Source organism: Photobacterium sp., from assembly GCF_033720175.1.
In the GTDB taxonomy this organism is placed as follows: Bacteria; Pseudomonadota; Gammaproteobacteria; order Enterobacterales; family Vibrionaceae; genus Photobacterium.
Map to the genome: position 1 here is coordinate 83953 of NZ_JAWWDA010000006.1, position 14038 is coordinate 97990.

The 14038-nt window shown below is 44.1% G+C and carries 16 protein-coding genes and 2 tRNA genes; 7 read left to right on the forward strand and 11 right to left on the reverse strand.

Going from position 1 to position 14038, the window contains the following annotated elements; all coding sequences use genetic code 11:
* Positions 1-5: 5 nt before the first annotated feature.
* The 7 genes from flgF to R3289_RS08605 all read right to left on the reverse strand — a co-directional run bounded on the left by flgF (position 6) and on the right by R3289_RS08605 (position 5954).
* The gene (gene flgF / locus R3289_RS08575; protein ID WP_318925110.1) at positions 6-755 is read right to left on the reverse strand and encodes a flagellar basal-body rod protein FlgF; all 750 of its coding nucleotides are present in this window, start codon (positions 753-755) and stop codon (positions 6-8) included.
* 246 nt (positions 756-1001) lie between these two features.
* Complete coding sequence (flgE, locus tag R3289_RS08580; protein ID WP_318925111.1) at positions 1002-2381, reverse strand: flagellar hook protein FlgE; 1380 nt, start codon at positions 2379-2381, stop codon at positions 1002-1004.
* A gap of 23 nt (positions 2382-2404) precedes the next feature.
* Positions 2405-3121, reverse strand: coding sequence for a flagellar hook assembly protein FlgD (gene flgD, locus R3289_RS08585; protein ID WP_318925112.1), 717 nt, complete (start codon positions 3119-3121; stop codon positions 2405-2407).
* A gap of 19 nt (positions 3122-3140) precedes the next feature.
* Entirely contained in the window at positions 3141-3557 is a 417-nt protein-coding gene (flgC, locus tag R3289_RS08590; RefSeq protein WP_318925113.1) for a flagellar basal body rod protein FlgC, read from the reverse strand.
* A gap of 3 nt (positions 3558-3560) precedes the next feature.
* A complete protein-coding gene (flgB, locus tag R3289_RS08595) occupies positions 3561-3956 on the reverse strand; it encodes a flagellar basal body rod protein FlgB (protein ID WP_318925114.1) in 396 nt (131 codons plus the stop codon).
* 226 nt (positions 3957-4182) lie between these two features.
* A complete protein-coding gene (locus R3289_RS08600; RefSeq protein WP_318925115.1) occupies positions 4183-5013 on the reverse strand; it encodes a protein-glutamate O-methyltransferase in 831 nt (276 codons plus the stop codon).
* Positions 5014-5036: 23 nt separating this feature from the next.
* Entirely contained in the window at positions 5037-5954 is a 918-nt protein-coding gene (locus tag R3289_RS08605) for a chemotaxis protein CheV (protein WP_318925116.1), read from the reverse strand.
* Between the two features lie 129 nt (positions 5955-6083).
* Between R3289_RS08605 and flgA the strand changes: the two genes are divergently transcribed.
* The 3 genes from flgA (at position 6084) to R3289_RS08620 (ending at position 7671) form a co-directional block, all read left to right on the forward strand.
* Positions 6084-6791, forward strand: a complete 708-nt coding sequence (gene flgA, locus R3289_RS08610) for a flagellar basal body P-ring formation chaperone FlgA (protein WP_318925117.1) — start codon at positions 6084-6086, stop codon at positions 6789-6791.
* Positions 6792-6865: 74 nt separating this feature from the next.
* Positions 6866-7186 (forward strand): flagellar biosynthesis anti-sigma factor FlgM, encoded by a 321-nt coding sequence (flgM, locus tag R3289_RS08615; RefSeq protein WP_318925118.1) that lies wholly within the window; start codon positions 6866-6868, stop codon positions 7184-7186.
* 56 nt (positions 7187-7242) lie between these two features.
* The gene (locus R3289_RS08620; RefSeq protein WP_318925119.1) at positions 7243-7671 is read left to right on the forward strand and encodes a flagella synthesis protein FlgN; all 429 of its coding nucleotides are present in this window, start codon (positions 7243-7245) and stop codon (positions 7669-7671) included.
* A 121-nt stretch (positions 7672-7792) separates the two neighbouring features.
* On the opposite strand, the gene R3289_RS08625 is transcribed toward R3289_RS08620, so the two are convergent.
* Both R3289_RS08625 and R3289_RS08630 read right to left on the reverse strand, forming a co-directional pair.
* A complete protein-coding gene (locus R3289_RS08625; protein ID WP_318925120.1) occupies positions 7793-8218 on the reverse strand; it encodes an LPP20 family lipoprotein in 426 nt (141 codons plus the stop codon).
* Positions 8219-8226: 8 nt separating this feature from the next.
* On the reverse strand, positions 8227-8862 hold the full coding sequence (locus R3289_RS08630) for a FlgO family outer membrane protein (protein ID WP_318925121.1): 636 nt from the start codon (positions 8860-8862) through the stop codon (positions 8227-8229).
* Positions 8863-9127: 265 nt separating this feature from the next.
* On the opposite strand from R3289_RS08630, the gene R3289_RS08635 reads away from it, so the two are divergent.
* Positions 9128-10264, forward strand: coding sequence for a flagellar assembly protein FlgT (locus R3289_RS08635; RefSeq protein WP_318925122.1), 1137 nt, complete (start codon positions 9128-9130; stop codon positions 10262-10264).
* A gap of 62 nt (positions 10265-10326) precedes the next feature.
* Positions 10327-10403: transfer RNA gene (locus R3289_RS08640), tRNA-Arg, on the forward strand.
* Between the two features lie 229 nt (positions 10404-10632).
* Here the strand turns inward: R3289_RS08640 and R3289_RS08645 are convergent.
* Positions 10633-10708, reverse strand: a tRNA-Ala gene (locus R3289_RS08645).
* Positions 10709-11028: 320 nt separating this feature from the next.
* Here R3289_RS08645 and R3289_RS08650 point away from each other — a divergent pair.
* Positions 11029-11211, forward strand: coding sequence for a hypothetical protein (locus R3289_RS08650; RefSeq protein ID WP_318925123.1), 183 nt, complete (start codon positions 11029-11031; stop codon positions 11209-11211).
* Positions 11212-11267: 56 nt separating this feature from the next.
* On the opposite strand, the gene gltX is transcribed toward R3289_RS08650, so the two are convergent.
* Entirely contained in the window at positions 11268-12692 is a 1425-nt protein-coding gene (gene gltX / locus R3289_RS08655; RefSeq protein WP_318925124.1) for a glutamate--tRNA ligase, read from the reverse strand.
* 536 nt (positions 12693-13228) lie between these two features.
* On the opposite strand from gltX, the gene R3289_RS08660 reads away from it, so the two are divergent.
* Positions 13229-13864: a DUF2057 domain-containing protein gene (locus R3289_RS08660; protein WP_318925125.1), complete on the forward strand. Its 636-nt coding sequence runs from the start codon at positions 13229-13231 to the stop codon at positions 13862-13864.
* Positions 13865-14038: the final 174 nt, after the last annotated feature.

Genomic DNA, 14038 nt, shown 5'->3' on the forward strand with positions numbered 1-14038 from the left:
TCGGATTAGCCTAAACGCAGCAGGGAAGAAGACGCCTGGTCCATTTCTTCTGCGGTTTTCATTATCTTGACTTGCATTTCAAAATGACGCTGAAGATCGATCATACTGGTCATTTCCCCCACCGCATTAACATTGCTGCCTTCCAACGCCCCTTTCAGTAAGGTGACACCCGCATCAGCATCAAATACCTGATCCGGTGTTTTCGATTTGAACAGGCCATTGACGTCTTTATACAACTCACGATTATTCGGGCGTACTAACTTCAACCGATCGACGACTTCCATCGCTTCCGGTGGCGCACCCTGGGGTAATACCGAAATCGTACCGTCGTTACCGACTTCAATTTTGCTGATTGGGAGAGGGATAAAGATCGGGCCGCCATTTTCACCCAGCATCAGATTGCCGTTGCTGTTTTGCAGCATACCGGTTTGGTCTATTTTCAGGTGGCCTGCACGGGTATAGGCTTCCTGACCCGAGGCATCCAAAACCGCAAGCCAGCCATCACCTTCAACGGTAACATCAAGATCGCGCCCGGTTGTCATAACGGAGCCTTGCGAAAAATCTTGCCCGGGACGTTCTGTCATCGCAAAGACCCTAGATGGCAAACCTTCGCCGTATGCCTGCATACTACGCGCTTGCTCCAGATCAGCTCGAAAGCCCGTTGTTCTCACATTGGCAAGGTTGTTGGCATGTAACTGCATACCATACATATCTTGCTTGGCACCACTCATGGCTAAATACAGCGCACGATCCATTATGACTCTCCCATCTCAACTCTACAAAACAAAGCAATAAGTATGCCAATGATAATAATTGAATATTAATCAATATCTTGATGAGTTACAGGCGTGATGAATAAATCAGAAAGGGCAATTTTATGACGGATAGGAACAAACTTTGCCGCCTGATGGTCAGGCGGCAAACTGTTTTATGGTGCCAAGGCCGGTTTATCTTTCAACAGAATTGCTGCAATGTTGAAAAATAAACCGGTCCTCTGATTGTTATCGGATTTGCAGGATAGTCTGTTGTAGCTGGTTATCCACTTCCAAGGCACGGGAGTTGGCCTGGAAGTTACGCTGAGCGGTAATAAGATCAACCAGCTCCTGGGTCATATCAATATTAGACTGTTCCAGTGTGCCACTTTTCACGGCACCAAATGCGCCCTGACTGGCTTCTCCCCAGATAGCAGCGCCAGAGTCCTGGCTTGTTACCCACTGCGTGCCGCCTTTAGATACCAGCCCCTGCTCGTTAGGTACGCGTACCATACCCACTCGACCCAATGTCACGTTTTCACCATTACTGTAGGTAGCAACAATAGAGCCTTTAGAATCGATATCCACCTTCGCCAGATACCCGGTGGTAGCGCCATCTTCGCTGAAACGACGCATTTCAAACGGGGCGGCATACTGGGTTGGCTCATCAAAATTGATATTTAAGGTCTGGGTATCGTCGGCACCATTTAGCTCAAGTCCCGCCCCGCCGTCACCTTTCCCCAGACTCTGGGTCACGATTTTCTGGCCATTATTCACCGACTTGACAGACCCGTCGGTATTAAATTCAATATAGGTACCAATATGGCCACTGCTATCAGGTGCATTTGCAGCACCAGTTGCGACTTCACCATCACCTTCCGGTGCGGTATTAACACTCACTTGTTTCTCACCGGTGGCATCCGTTACGGTATAGAAAGCCGCCCAGCGGTTTGCAACACTATTCGCTGCGTCATCTGCCGCCGCAGAGCCAGCATCTTTAACGTAATAGGTCGTCATTTTATATGGCTGACCGAGTGAATCATACATGGTCACAGATGTTGATTTGTTATAGGTATCTGAATCATTAAAATCAAATTTCTGTGCATCTTTTGCTTCAGCCGCGGCAGGTAAATTAACCCCGATATCAATGTTTTTAGAAGCTCGTGGCTGACCAAACTGATCCGGTACCTTCAGCGCCTGTGATTCGTAAGACATCACCTGATCCGTTTCCTGATCAACGCCGTAACCCAGCAGGTACTGACCTTCGGAGTTAACGATCTGGTTCTCTTTGTTAAGGTGAAAAGCACCATTACGTGTCAGGCTATTATTCTGAGGTTGTAGCTTATCATCAGCCACCGCAAAGAAACCGCTACCAGAGATACGGAGATCCATCGGGTTGTTCGTGTAGATACTCGACCCTTCATGGAATTGCTGTGCGACAACAGACGTCTGCACACCACCGCCTGTCGTGGTCTTGGCATTTGAAAAGATTGAGCTGGAGTACACATCACCAAATTCAGCACGTGACTCTTTAAATCCATAGGTATTAGAGTTAGCAATGTTATTACTTGTGGTGTTCAGATCTTTCTGTGACGCACCAATACCGCTCAATGAAATATTAAATCCCATGTTCTGAATCTCCTAATACCTGTTTAGACCTTGCCGACTTCTAACACTTCAGCAAGTTTAAATGGCGAGTCAAAGCCCGCGAGGTTAAGCATGACATTGCCGTCACCATTACCAAGCAACACACTGTTGACATTCGCATAGGTAGACACATCAAATTCTTGGTTTTTACCGTTAACTAAACCAGCCACTTTCAATTTATAGCGGCCTTCCGGCAACTGATTGCCATTTTCATCGGTACCATCCCACTCAAGACGATGTTCACCAGGAGGCTTGGCACCAAGATCAAACGATTTAATCAACTGGCCCTGTGCATTTTCAACGCGGACCAGCGTGTTATTAAGCGCTTGGGGTAACTTAACCATGCCGGTAATACCACCGTCAGCTTGTTTCACGCCGGTGGTGCTTGGGATCAATACATCACGCCCGACCAATGAAGACGCTTGCAGCGCCTGATTAGACGTCATGGCGGAGTTCAAGCTGCCAAACTGTTCATTCATCTTGGTGATACCGTCTACCGTGGCAAATGATGCCATCTGGGCAATCATCTGATCATTACCCACCGGTTTAAACGGATCTTGCTGGGCAAGCTGCTTGGTCAGCAACGACAGAAAGTCTTCTTGTTTAAGCTCGTTCTGACCCGTTACTTTTGACTGCGATTCTTGCAGCTTTTTCTCTTGCATCCCCTTGAGTTGATCAAGGTAGGACAAGTTGCTTTGACCTGTGCCTGTAATACCGGTCATAACAGTGGCTCCTTAACCCTTATTTACCCATCTTCAGTGTACTCATCAGCATCTGCTTACTTGCATCTGCAACCTGAACATTGCTCTGATAAGAACGAGACGCCGAAATCATGTTAGCCATTTCTTCCATCACATTGACGTTAGGTTTGTAAATATAACCTTCAGCATTCGCCATTGGATGTTGCGGATTATATTCCGCACGAAGTGGTTTCTGGCTTTCAACAATACCTTTGACCTGTACCGGTACACTTTCCTGGCGCTGAGCACCTGCATTTTGCAGGGCGGCGGCAAAGATCGGATGACGCGCTTTATAGGTTTCTTCCGCAGAGCTACTGACACTATTAGCGTTAGCAAGGTTACTTGAAGTGGTGTTCAGACGAATTGATTCTGCGCTCATGGCAGATCCTGTCACATTAAACACATTAAACAGGCTCATCGATTACTCCCCCCTCAGTGCCTTGCTCAGATTCTGAAATTTAGAACCTAAAAAATCCAGTGATGCCTGATATTCTAGCGAATTTTGCATAAACAGATTTTGCTCTAATTGTGCATCAACCGTATTACCGTCACCTGTATCAGGTTGGGTCGGAACACGGTACATCTGCTCACCCATAATTTTTGTAGAGGCAGAGATATGCCGCCCATCGGTTCGGCTCAGGCCAATGTTTGCCCCTGATGTTGCCGCTTTTAATGCACGCTCAAAGTTCATATCTTTGGCTTTATACCCCGGGGTATTAGCATTCGCTATGTTGCTCGCCAAGGTTTCAGCACGCTTACCGCGTACGCCAACCGTATGCTGGTGAACACCTAGCGCTTTATCAAAAGAAATGGACATACTCGCCTCCAAAGTAACTTGATATATGTAAAGCAATTACAGTGCCAAGTTTTACTTCAAGAAAGGGTGAACAGAGTTCGGGGAGAGGTAGAGAGTAGAGAGTAGAGAGTAGAGAGTAGAGAGTAGAGAGTAGAGAGTAGAGAGTAGAGAGTAGAGAGTAGAGAGTAGAGAGTTTCGAGACGCTAGTGGGCTCTTTCCAGAACCTAGCACCTCGAAACTCGAATTTTTACTTCAACTTGTAGATAATCCCTGGATTACAACGGATCATCTCAAACTTATCGGTTAGCCCCGTCAGCGATTCAGATGCCCCTAAGAACAAATACCCTCCTGGGTTTAAACTGGCGGCCATTTGGTTAAGCACCTTAGCCTTCATATCAGGAGAGAAATAAATCAATACGTTACGGCAGAAGATAACATCAAACTTACCGAGTAACGCATAGCTATCCTTTAAATTTTGCGGACGGAAGCTAACCATCCGTTTCACTTTGTCATTTACCCGCATACGGCCATCGCCATTATCTTCAAAGAAAATACGACGACGCTCTGGTGACAGACCGCGACTCAGGGCCAGGTTGTCATATGCTCCAGCACGACAGGTATCTAACATGGTTTGAGAAATATCCGTCGCAGTGATCTGCACCCCTGTCGGCAACATTCCCGGACGACGGTTCTGAAGTTCCAGTGTTGTCATCGCAATGGAATAGGCTTCCTGGCCTGAAGAGCTCGCCGATGACCAAATCTTAATCGGACGCTTGTTAGCGGCTAACTCCGGCAGAATTTTGTCGCCCAGGACAGCGTATGGGTAGGAATCCCTAAACCATAACGTTTCATTGGTTGTCATGGCATCAACAGCGGCGATACGCAACTCTCGATTTCGACCACTTATCACTACTTGCAGTAATTCAGATAGAGATGATAGCGAAAATCGGCTGACTAATGGACTCAGGCGGCTACGCACTAAGTACTGTTTACTATCGCCAAGTACAATACCGCATTGAGCTTCCAGAAAACGGCAGAAGTCTCGGTATTCTTGGTCCTTTATTGTTATAGCTGTCATCTACTACTCTTTGCTTTGTAAGATTATTCCGGCATCGCAGCTTTAACCGCAGCCCCCAGCTCATCTGGGTTAAATTTAGGAATAAATGCGTTTGCACCGACACGCTCAACCATTGCCTGGTTAAATACTCCACTCAAGGAAGTGTGCAGGATAACATGTAAATCTTTTAAGTTGGCATCATTACGTATTTCAGCCGTCAGTGTATAGCCGTCCATTTCCGGCATTTCTATATCTGAAATCACCAGCGCAAGCTGCTCATAGATACTGCCTTCCTTTGCCATCTCCCTCAGTTTATTGATCGCTTCTTTACCATCTTTCACTAAGACACATTCACAGCCAATCGCTTCAATCGCTCGCTGCACCTGCTTACGCGCCACACTGGAATCGTCGGCAACCAAGACTCGGCGGATCTCAGGCGAATCACTGATTAACTCTTCAAGCACCGTACCGGTAATGTCAGTATTGACTGGCGAAATCTCATCAAGGATTTTTTCAACATCGAGAATTTCAACCAGTTCATTGTCGATTTCGGTTACCGCCGTCAGGTAGTTTGCTTTACCTGTTCCTTTTGGTGGCGGCAAAATTGCCTCCCAGTTCATGTTGACAATCCGCTCAACAGAAGTGACTAAGAAGCCCTGAATAGAGCGGTTAAACTCAGAGATGATCACAAAACAGTTATCAAGATCATCGATCGGACGACCACCTGTCGCCAGGCTCATATCTATCACAGAGATCGTCTGGCCGCGAATATGCGCAATCCCTTTCACCAATGGGTGTAAATTTGGTATGGATGTTAATTTCGGGCACGGGAGTACCTCTTTCACCTTGAATACGTTTATTCCGTAGCGCTGACGTCTGTTAAGCTTGAATGTCAGAAGCTCCAAACGATTTTGACCAACGAGTTGGGTGCGCTGATTAACCGAATCAAGTATCCCCGTCATAAGGTGACTCCATGTTATGTATTTTTATATTTAGGAAAGTGAAGACGAGAAATCTTATCTGTAATCACATACTATGAGCATTAAGACTACCCATAGTAGCCCCATAGACTGTTAATAAAGAGTAAAGTCGTGAGCCAAAGAACACATTTAAAACTCTTCAAATTGATCTTCGGCCTGTTACCGATTTTCTTTAGCACTATTCTTTTCGCAGCACCGCAAACTGTACTTGAGACGGTACGCAGTGCTGCAGAAGATCATGTCTCACAAATCATTCCAATACCAGCTAATGGACAACTCAAAATTACCGCTTCGCCATTAGACTCCCGGCTAAGACTATCACAATGCTCAGCCTTACTGGAAAGCTCTATTCCCGGTAAACAGTCACTCTCTGGCAATATCACGGTATTAGTCCGTTGCTCGCCGGAAAACTGGCAAGTTTATGTTCCTGTTAATGTACAACTATTACTGCCACGAGTGGTTGCCGCCAAACCTCTGCCACGCGGCTCTTTACTCACCGCATCACATTTGAACGTTATGTTGGTAGAAAGCCGTTTTCAGCGAGGAATCGTCTTTGAGCATCCTTATCAAATTATTGGTTCAACCGTAAAACGTGCCGTTAACATGGGCGAAGCTGTGCAAGGTGGGGATATCTGTCTGGTTTGTCGAAACGACACCGTGATGATAAAAGCAAATGGCGGGGGCTTAAATATTGTGACTAAGGGTAACGCTTTAACGGATGGCTCGCTGGGTGAACAAGTCCGGGTACAAAATAGTCAGTCGAAACGTATCATTGATGGTATTATTACCGGAGTTGGTGAAGTAACCGTAAATTTTTAAAAAAAGACTAAAGTTATTATACCCGCCAGCCGATATCATGGTTGTCTCTAGTTTATTGTTCAAAGGCTAAATTTATGGCAAGTATTGATCAACTACGTTCCGGTCAACCAATGACAACGGCACGCAGTCATCAGAACAATGTGTCAAATTCATCATCAGCGCCATCAGGGGCTAAGCCACCTGTAGCACCGAGAGGGCAACATGACGCCGTGTCATTAAGTTCTCAAGGTAAAGCGGTTGGGCAAATTCACCAGCAACTTGCTGCTGAACCAAGCTTTGACAGTGCAAAAGTCTCAGCAATAAAAAAAGCTATCGCTAGCGGTGCTTATGTTGTTGATGCTGACAAGCTGGCATCTAACATGATGAAATTTGAAGATGAGCTGCGTGGGCTGTAAATCCGCCCATTGCTCTCTTTTTCATTCGTTTGCCGACTGCAACCAGTGAGAACCGAATGTCCCAGAGCATAGAGCAATTACTAGAACTTCAGAACGCGACGCTAATCTCGCTCTCACGCCTGCTTGAACAAGAGAAAGGTGCCATTGTTAACCGCCAGTCAGTCGAGATTGATCGTCTGGCGAAAGACAAACTCGCACTGATTAATCAGATCCAACAGCAAGATCACCTCATTGCCAGCCATACCCATCGCCAACAATTAGTTGATAATCCAGAACTTGTGCAAAAAGTCGAACAGATAAAAGTGATTGTGGCACGCTGTAAAGAATACAATGCCGTTAATGGTGAAGCGCTGCAGCGCGCACAGCTCAGTTTCCACAAACTCAATAACTTATTTCAGCAAAGCCGTGGCAAGCAGCAGATGACCTACAACAGTGAAGGGGTTGCACAGAATATCCGCTCTTTAGGGACGAATATAAAGGCCTAGCCTAGGTGCTAAGTACTAGATATTCGATACTACAAGAAGACATCACTTCTTAATCAAAATAATGCCTTTTCTTTTCCTAGCCCTCTTAGACTCGATTCTCGGTCTTTCTCTACTCTGTAACTTAAAACATCGTCTCTTGATTGGACGGCAAATGGAATACTTCGCCATGCTGCTTCAGCTTCTCCATTTTACGTAAATCTAATTGCATTTCAGTTACATAGCTATCCCCTACCGGATAACTGCTAATGACCTCTGCGCCTCGAATAATACCATCAACGGCACCATCCGTACTTTCAAGACCCAACTGTTGATCATCCATTTCCGCACGCGCACTAATTCGCATGCCATAGACCTGTTCAGTCAGTTCACGGTAGGCATCAATTTTAGACGCACGCATCGCACGCATACGCTTTTCTTCATGAGTACGGCCTCGCTGCTCACTGATCGTTGCATATCCAACAGCGGTTATTTTTTCATCACTGCGCATTTCGGTTAAAGGCTGACAACCCGCTAACAGTAGAAAAATCACCATCATCCAGCAACGCATAACAACTCCTAAGGCTTCAGAACTATAGTATTACGATCAAATTGTGTGGTTTCAGAACGGATAATAACACCATTTTGGATTCGCATTTTATTCAAAGAGTCGAGATCACGTCCAATACGATCTGCAGGCAAAAAACCCTGGGCAGAAGCAATCACGACACGAGAACGCATACCTATAATACGGGCATTGACCAGGACACCTGCGCCCTGACGCAACATGGTACCGGTTAAGACATAGTCAACAGGCTGCTGAGCGGCAAGCTCTTTCCAGTTCCGACTAATAGAAAAATCACCATCAGGGGTCACTTTTATCGCTCCGGTCGCTTTATAATCAACAACGGTGTATCCCCGTTGCTGCATCTGAAACATAAAGCTTTCCGTCACCGAATTACCCAGCCAGTTTGTTTCCGTCATTTCTTGCAGATCAACAAATGAAGTCACGGCCAGCGGCGTTTTGGCGGTCAGGTACTGGTTCGAATTGATCAGCTGTTCGGTTAACCCTTCAACAAAAAAGTCCATCGTATGGCGAGGGGTTTCCGTTAACATAAAAGCACTCCCCGTATACGGTTCTTTGCCATTGTAAATCGGAGAGTAGGTACATGATACCGTCAGTAGTGACAGCAGCAAGACTATCCATTTTTTCATTCTAACCAGCTCCGGATGAAAAAAGACTTGTAGCCTGTTATCGCCCATTGAAAGAAAAACTTTATCCATAATTTCACTATTACCATAGAAAATGTTTTTAGGAACACTCTTTGCATACGCTCTTGCGTACTCGCAGTGTTGTCATGTTCAACGATTCACTTAAAATAGCCAGGCAAGCATGAACACTAACTTGAGATAGGAAACGGCAAGTTTTATCTTCTGCTAATCGACATACAAGCAAATTCCATACCTAAGTTGAGAAAATATGAAAAGAAACATAATAAGATGCTTAAGTAGTCTGTGTTTAATTGCTTCATTCTGCGTGAATGCTGCTTGGCTTGAGGTCACCGGTCAAGCGGCTATGCTTGAAAGTGAGAGTACGGCCCGAAGCAACGCCCTTGAAGATGCCATCTATCAGGCCATGCTATATTCCGGCGCTGATATATCAAGTTTCTCTCATATCAAGCCATATCTAGTATCAGAGCGTGAAGAATATCAGTTCAGCGGCAATGAAGTTCGCCATGTCATGGTGTTAAAAACCCAGAAAAAAAGCGGCAATCTTTATGTGACCGCGCGCATTGATATCTACCCATCGGCAAATACTTGCCACAAAATCCAATACAAAAAAGGAGTACTGCTCGGCCAGTTCGACATTGTCTCGCCTCAACATGCCGCTATGGGTGGGATTTATCAGCTGGGTGATGACTTCACCGCGATGCTTCAACGTCAGATTGAAAGAAAATCGCAGAGCTTTGTTGTCTCTGGGATCACTCGAGTACCAATTCGACCTGAACAGCCTGACGCAATGACCATGCTGGCGGAAGACAATGATGCCCAGTACATTATCAATGGCCAAATAACCGATCTCACCTCAACATTAGATCAAAAGCTCATAAGAAGTGATCAGGTAAACCGACAGTTTGCCGCAACAGTACAAGTGATGGACGGCAAAACCGGTGAACAACTCTTTCAGAATAATTATCGGGAGGTTGCCGAATGGCCTTTTTCACGAGTCAGTCAGGTTGATACTAAAAGTGCACGATTCTGGCAATCCAGTTACGGCCAGGCGGTACAACGAATTAGCCGTAACGTAATGCTCGATTTGGAATCTTCCCTGTCTTGCCGTACCAGCTTACCGGAAGTTGTGAATGTTAATGGTAATACCGTACAAGTTAATGTGGGCCGTATTCATGGGGTAACCCGAGGAGATCAGTTACAACTCTGGCATAGCGCCGGCTTTATTGATCAAATGGGGATCCCGCGTAACCGTATGGTTCAGACAGACATCACCCTAACCGTCGAACGTGTCTACGAGAAGTCAACCGAGTTGTCAGTTAACCAGACCGATCTGGCCGGCAGCATTCAAGCTGGTGATTTACTGACCAGGCAAATACTCCGATAGCAGTAATTACTTAAAATCAGAGAGAATTTAGGTATAATGGCCTTCAAGCACTTAGCTTGAAGGCTCCCTTAGCTCAGCTGGATAGAGCGTCCCCCTCCTAAGGGGAAGGCCGCAAGTTCGAATCTTGCAGGGAGCGCCATTTCAACGTAGCTAATCTCCAATTATCTTAACTACCCTCTACCTGCTTTCCTTCATTTATTGATAATGCCATCCAGTGCCAACTTGCCATGCACAAAAATCATAAAATAAAAACCAGGCAGAAATCGAACATAATGAACTGACAGACATAAAAAAACCTCACCGAGGTGAGGTTTATCATTCTGGCAATTATCGCTTTCTCATAATTAAGACAAAACGATAAAAAAATTTGGTGGAGCTAAGCGGGATCGAACCGCTGACCTCTTGCATGCCATGCAAGCGCTCTCCCAGCTGAGCTATAGCCCCAAATAACAAACCAATATTAAAAACATAATGAATTCATGTCAATACCTTCAATATTCACATCCTCACATATTCCACAATTCTGCCAACTTGATCAAATTTGTGCTGTTTTTGAAATTTTGGAAATTTTATAAGGTCTCTTTTTAAGCATAAGGAAGCCACTGCTTATTAAGATTTGAAAAATATGATCCTGTTCTATGCTCTCAAATGAATGGGATGTAAACATTCATTTTTATGCGATAAATGTAGGATTTTGTAGGTTCAATTATAACACCTGCAAATAACAATGAATTGAAACTTCAACGGTACATGGGAGATTGCGTATGAAAAAGTTAACGATTTTTGTTACAGCAGCATTACTATCAATGAGTTTTAACTCAATGGCATTTACTCTTGCTGGCACTCCACTGGTTATAGACCAAGATGCTTTCAGATACTGCGCTGGTGCAACCAACTTCAATGTTTGTATAGAACGTTATGAGTTAATACATAAATCGAAGAAATAATTTAAGTCTTTATCTAGCGATAACAAGCGGAATGAACAATCATTCCGCTTATTCGTTTATGCGTTAGCTTCACGCTCGGCAATATAAGCCAAGGCCATGTTAATTCGAGCAATCACGCGCTCTTTACCCACCATCATCATCACCGCATCAACAGATGGTGATTGCCCCTGGCCAGTAACAGCAACACGCAGTGGCATACCCACCTTGCCCATGCCGACTTCAAGCTCTTCGCAGGTTTCAGCAATCACTTTATGCAAATTTTCAGTTGTCCACTCAGCTAATGTTTCTACTTTGGCCAGTGCCAATGCCAATGCATCTTTTGCGACAGGTCGCAGGTGTTTCTTCGCTGCCCCTGCTTCAAACTCGCTGAAGTCTTGGTAGAAATAGCGAGATTGCTCCGCCAGTTCAATCAGCGTATTACAACGCTCGCCAACCAGTTTAATGACATCCGTAATCGCAGGACCATTCGCGGTATCAATTCCTTTTTGATCTAAATGCCATTGCAGGTATTTAGCCACGTACTCAGGCTCTGCTGTTTTAATGTAGTGATTGTTCAACCACAGTAACTTGTCGGTATTAAATGCAGATGGAGACTTACTGATTGAACCGAGGCTAAACAGCTTAATCATCTCTTCCATTGAGAAGATTTCCTGATCACCGTGTGACCAGCCCAGGCGTACCAGGTAATTCAATAGCGCTTGCGGCAGATAACCTTCATCACGATACTGCATAACACTTACTGCACCATGACGCTTAGAGAGTTTAGTGCCGTCATCACCTAAGATCATTGCACAGTGTGCGAACTCAGGTACCGGTGCACCCAAGGCTTCATAAATGTTGATCTGGCGGGGGGTGTTGTTAATGTGGTCTTCACCACGCACAACTTGGGTAATACCCATATCCCAGTCATCGACAACGACACAGAAATTGTACGTCGGGCTACCGTCGGTACGACGAATGATCAGATCATCGAGTTCACTGTTAGCAATTTCGATATGACCACGAACTTTGTCATCAAAAACCACCGTCCCTTCTTTCGGGTTACGGAAGCGAATAACAAAAGGAGAATCTTCCGTTGCGGCAGCATTGGCGGCAACAACCTTCGGGTGACTTGCATCGTAACGCGGCTTAAGGCCGGCTGCCATTTGTTCTTCACGAAGTTCTTCAAGCAGCAGTTTCGGGCAGTAACACTTATAAGCTTTATCTTCAGCCAGTAGCTGATCGATTAGCTGGTTATAACGATCAAAACGTTTAGTCTGATAGTAAGGACCTTCATCCCAATCCAGCCCCAGCCACTCCATACCTTCAAGAATGGCATCGATCGCTTCTTGTGTAGAGCGCTCAAGATCAGTATCTTCGATTCGAAGAACAAATTCGCCATCCATATGCTTAGCAAATAACCAAGAATAAAGTGCGGTACGGGCACCACCGACATGGAGAAAGCCTGTTGGACTTGGAGCGAAGCGAGTTTTAACCGTCATGAAAGAACCTTAAGTAAAAATGATGAGCCAAATAGTAGTGCAACCGCACCACCTTCATCGATATTGACGCATTTTACCACCAGCCCAGCAATCCACAATACAGTTATATGGCCAAACTACCTCAAAATGCGAGATTCATAGCGACTTCCGCTAACTCAATTCAAGCGATATGTGTGGGAATACCATTCACTTTAAACACATTTGTGAAGAGAAGGCTGAGTATACAGTGGGCTGTGTCACTAAAAAGTATGCGTCTTATTATATTTCAGCAATCAGAGTATCAGCTGAAATCCAAGAATTTAAAATGTTTAATATTTTCCATATCACTACCATCACAAAGAAGAACAAAATAACACCCTCTAAATTTCACGTCACGATGCTTAATAAAGTTAACTGACGACTTTTACTAAAAAATCATGTGAGCCAACTCTATTATGTTTGATAATTAATTAAAAACCAATCACAAACGTTTATCCTTACGTTATCATCTCTAATTAAACACACACCGATGACTATTTAAAAAAAGGTCTATTTCAATGAAAATTAAAAATATTGTTACTTGTAGTATGATTAGTCTATTTTCATTACCAATTGTAGCTGACGTTACATTAGCACTTCCAAAAGAAGTGACTGTTTTATCGGTCAATGGAAAAGAAGGGAAAAGTGGATTGCTTGAGTTTATTAACTCTTCTCCTGATCACATTAATCTACCTAATGGTAGCAATCAGATCGTTTATGATGTCAGAAAAGTTTACAACAAAGGGTCGAGTCAAGGTGAGAAATATCAATCCCCACTTATGGTATTGAGTTTCAACAGTATTGACTCTGCTGTATTAATGAGATTACCACAATTAAATACATTAGAATCTGCCCGTAAATTTGATAGGAACTTAACTATCAGCTTAACAGATGAGTCCGGGGACTTCATTGATCACAGGAACACTCAACTACCTTTAGATGGATTATCGATTAATAAAAATTATAGTCAGCTATTAGCAAGCTATAATAAAACTCAGACTCCAAAAGTTAAAAACGTGGCTAATATTGATAATAAAAAAATAAATAGAGAAAAATCATCATCTGAAATAACCATACTTCAAGATATTTTCACAAAAATGGGTCAAGAAGAAAAGCGAGATTTTCTTACTTGGGCCATCAAAAATATCGATTAACTCAGTAATCAGCCATAAAAACCAGGTCATTTAATGACCTGATAACAATTCTTCAAGAAATACACTTTGGTTTTAAATGTTATTATCTGAACCATACTTTTTTCTATCGTTTTAATTCTTACTACTTGATTGTATATCATAAATATCCATTTCATCTAAACAATTACAAATAGA

Excerpts from the sequence above, each read along its gene's own strand:
- flgF (WP_318925110.1), bottom strand. The coding sequence starts at position 755 with ATGGATCGTGCGCTGTATTTAGCCATGAGTGGTGCCAAGCAAGATATG.
- flgE (WP_318925111.1), bottom strand. The coding sequence starts at position 2,381 with ATGGGATTTAATATTTCATTGAGCGGTATTGGTGCGTCACAGAAAGAT.
- flgD (WP_318925112.1), bottom strand. The coding sequence starts at position 3,121 with ATGACCGGTATTACAGGCACAGGTCAAAGCAACTTGTCCTACCTTGAT.
- flgC (WP_318925113.1), bottom strand. The coding sequence starts at position 3,557 with ATGAGCCTGTTTAATGTGTTTAATGTGACAGGATCTGCCATGAGCGCA.
- flgB (WP_318925114.1), bottom strand. The coding sequence starts at position 3,956 with ATGTCCATTTCTTTTGATAAAGCGCTAGGTGTTCACCAGCATACGGTT.
- R3289_RS08600 (WP_318925115.1), bottom strand. The coding sequence starts at position 5,013 with ATGACAGCTATAACAATAAAGGACCAAGAATACCGAGACTTCTGCCGT.
- R3289_RS08605 (WP_318925116.1), bottom strand. The coding sequence starts at position 5,954 with ATGACGGGGATACTTGATTCGGTTAATCAGCGCACCCAACTCGTTGGT.
- flgM (WP_318925118.1), top strand. The coding sequence starts at position 6,866 with ATGGCAAGTATTGATCAACTACGTTCCGGTCAACCAATGACAACGGCA.
- R3289_RS08620 (WP_318925119.1), top strand. The coding sequence starts at position 7,243 with ATGTCCCAGAGCATAGAGCAATTACTAGAACTTCAGAACGCGACGCTA.
- R3289_RS08625 (WP_318925120.1), bottom strand. The coding sequence starts at position 8,218 with ATGCGTTGCTGGATGATGGTGATTTTTCTACTGTTAGCGGGTTGTCAG.
- R3289_RS08630 (WP_318925121.1), bottom strand. The coding sequence starts at position 8,862 with ATGAAAAAATGGATAGTCTTGCTGCTGTCACTACTGACGGTATCATGT.
- R3289_RS08635 (WP_318925122.1), top strand. The coding sequence starts at position 9,128 with ATGAAAAGAAACATAATAAGATGCTTAAGTAGTCTGTGTTTAATTGCT.
- R3289_RS08650 (WP_318925123.1), top strand. The coding sequence starts at position 11,029 with ATGAAAAAGTTAACGATTTTTGTTACAGCAGCATTACTATCAATGAGT.
- gltX (WP_318925124.1), bottom strand. The coding sequence starts at position 12,692 with ATGACGGTTAAAACTCGCTTCGCTCCAAGTCCAACAGGCTTTCTCCAT.
- R3289_RS08660 (WP_318925125.1), top strand. The coding sequence starts at position 13,229 with ATGAAAATTAAAAATATTGTTACTTGTAGTATGATTAGTCTATTTTCA.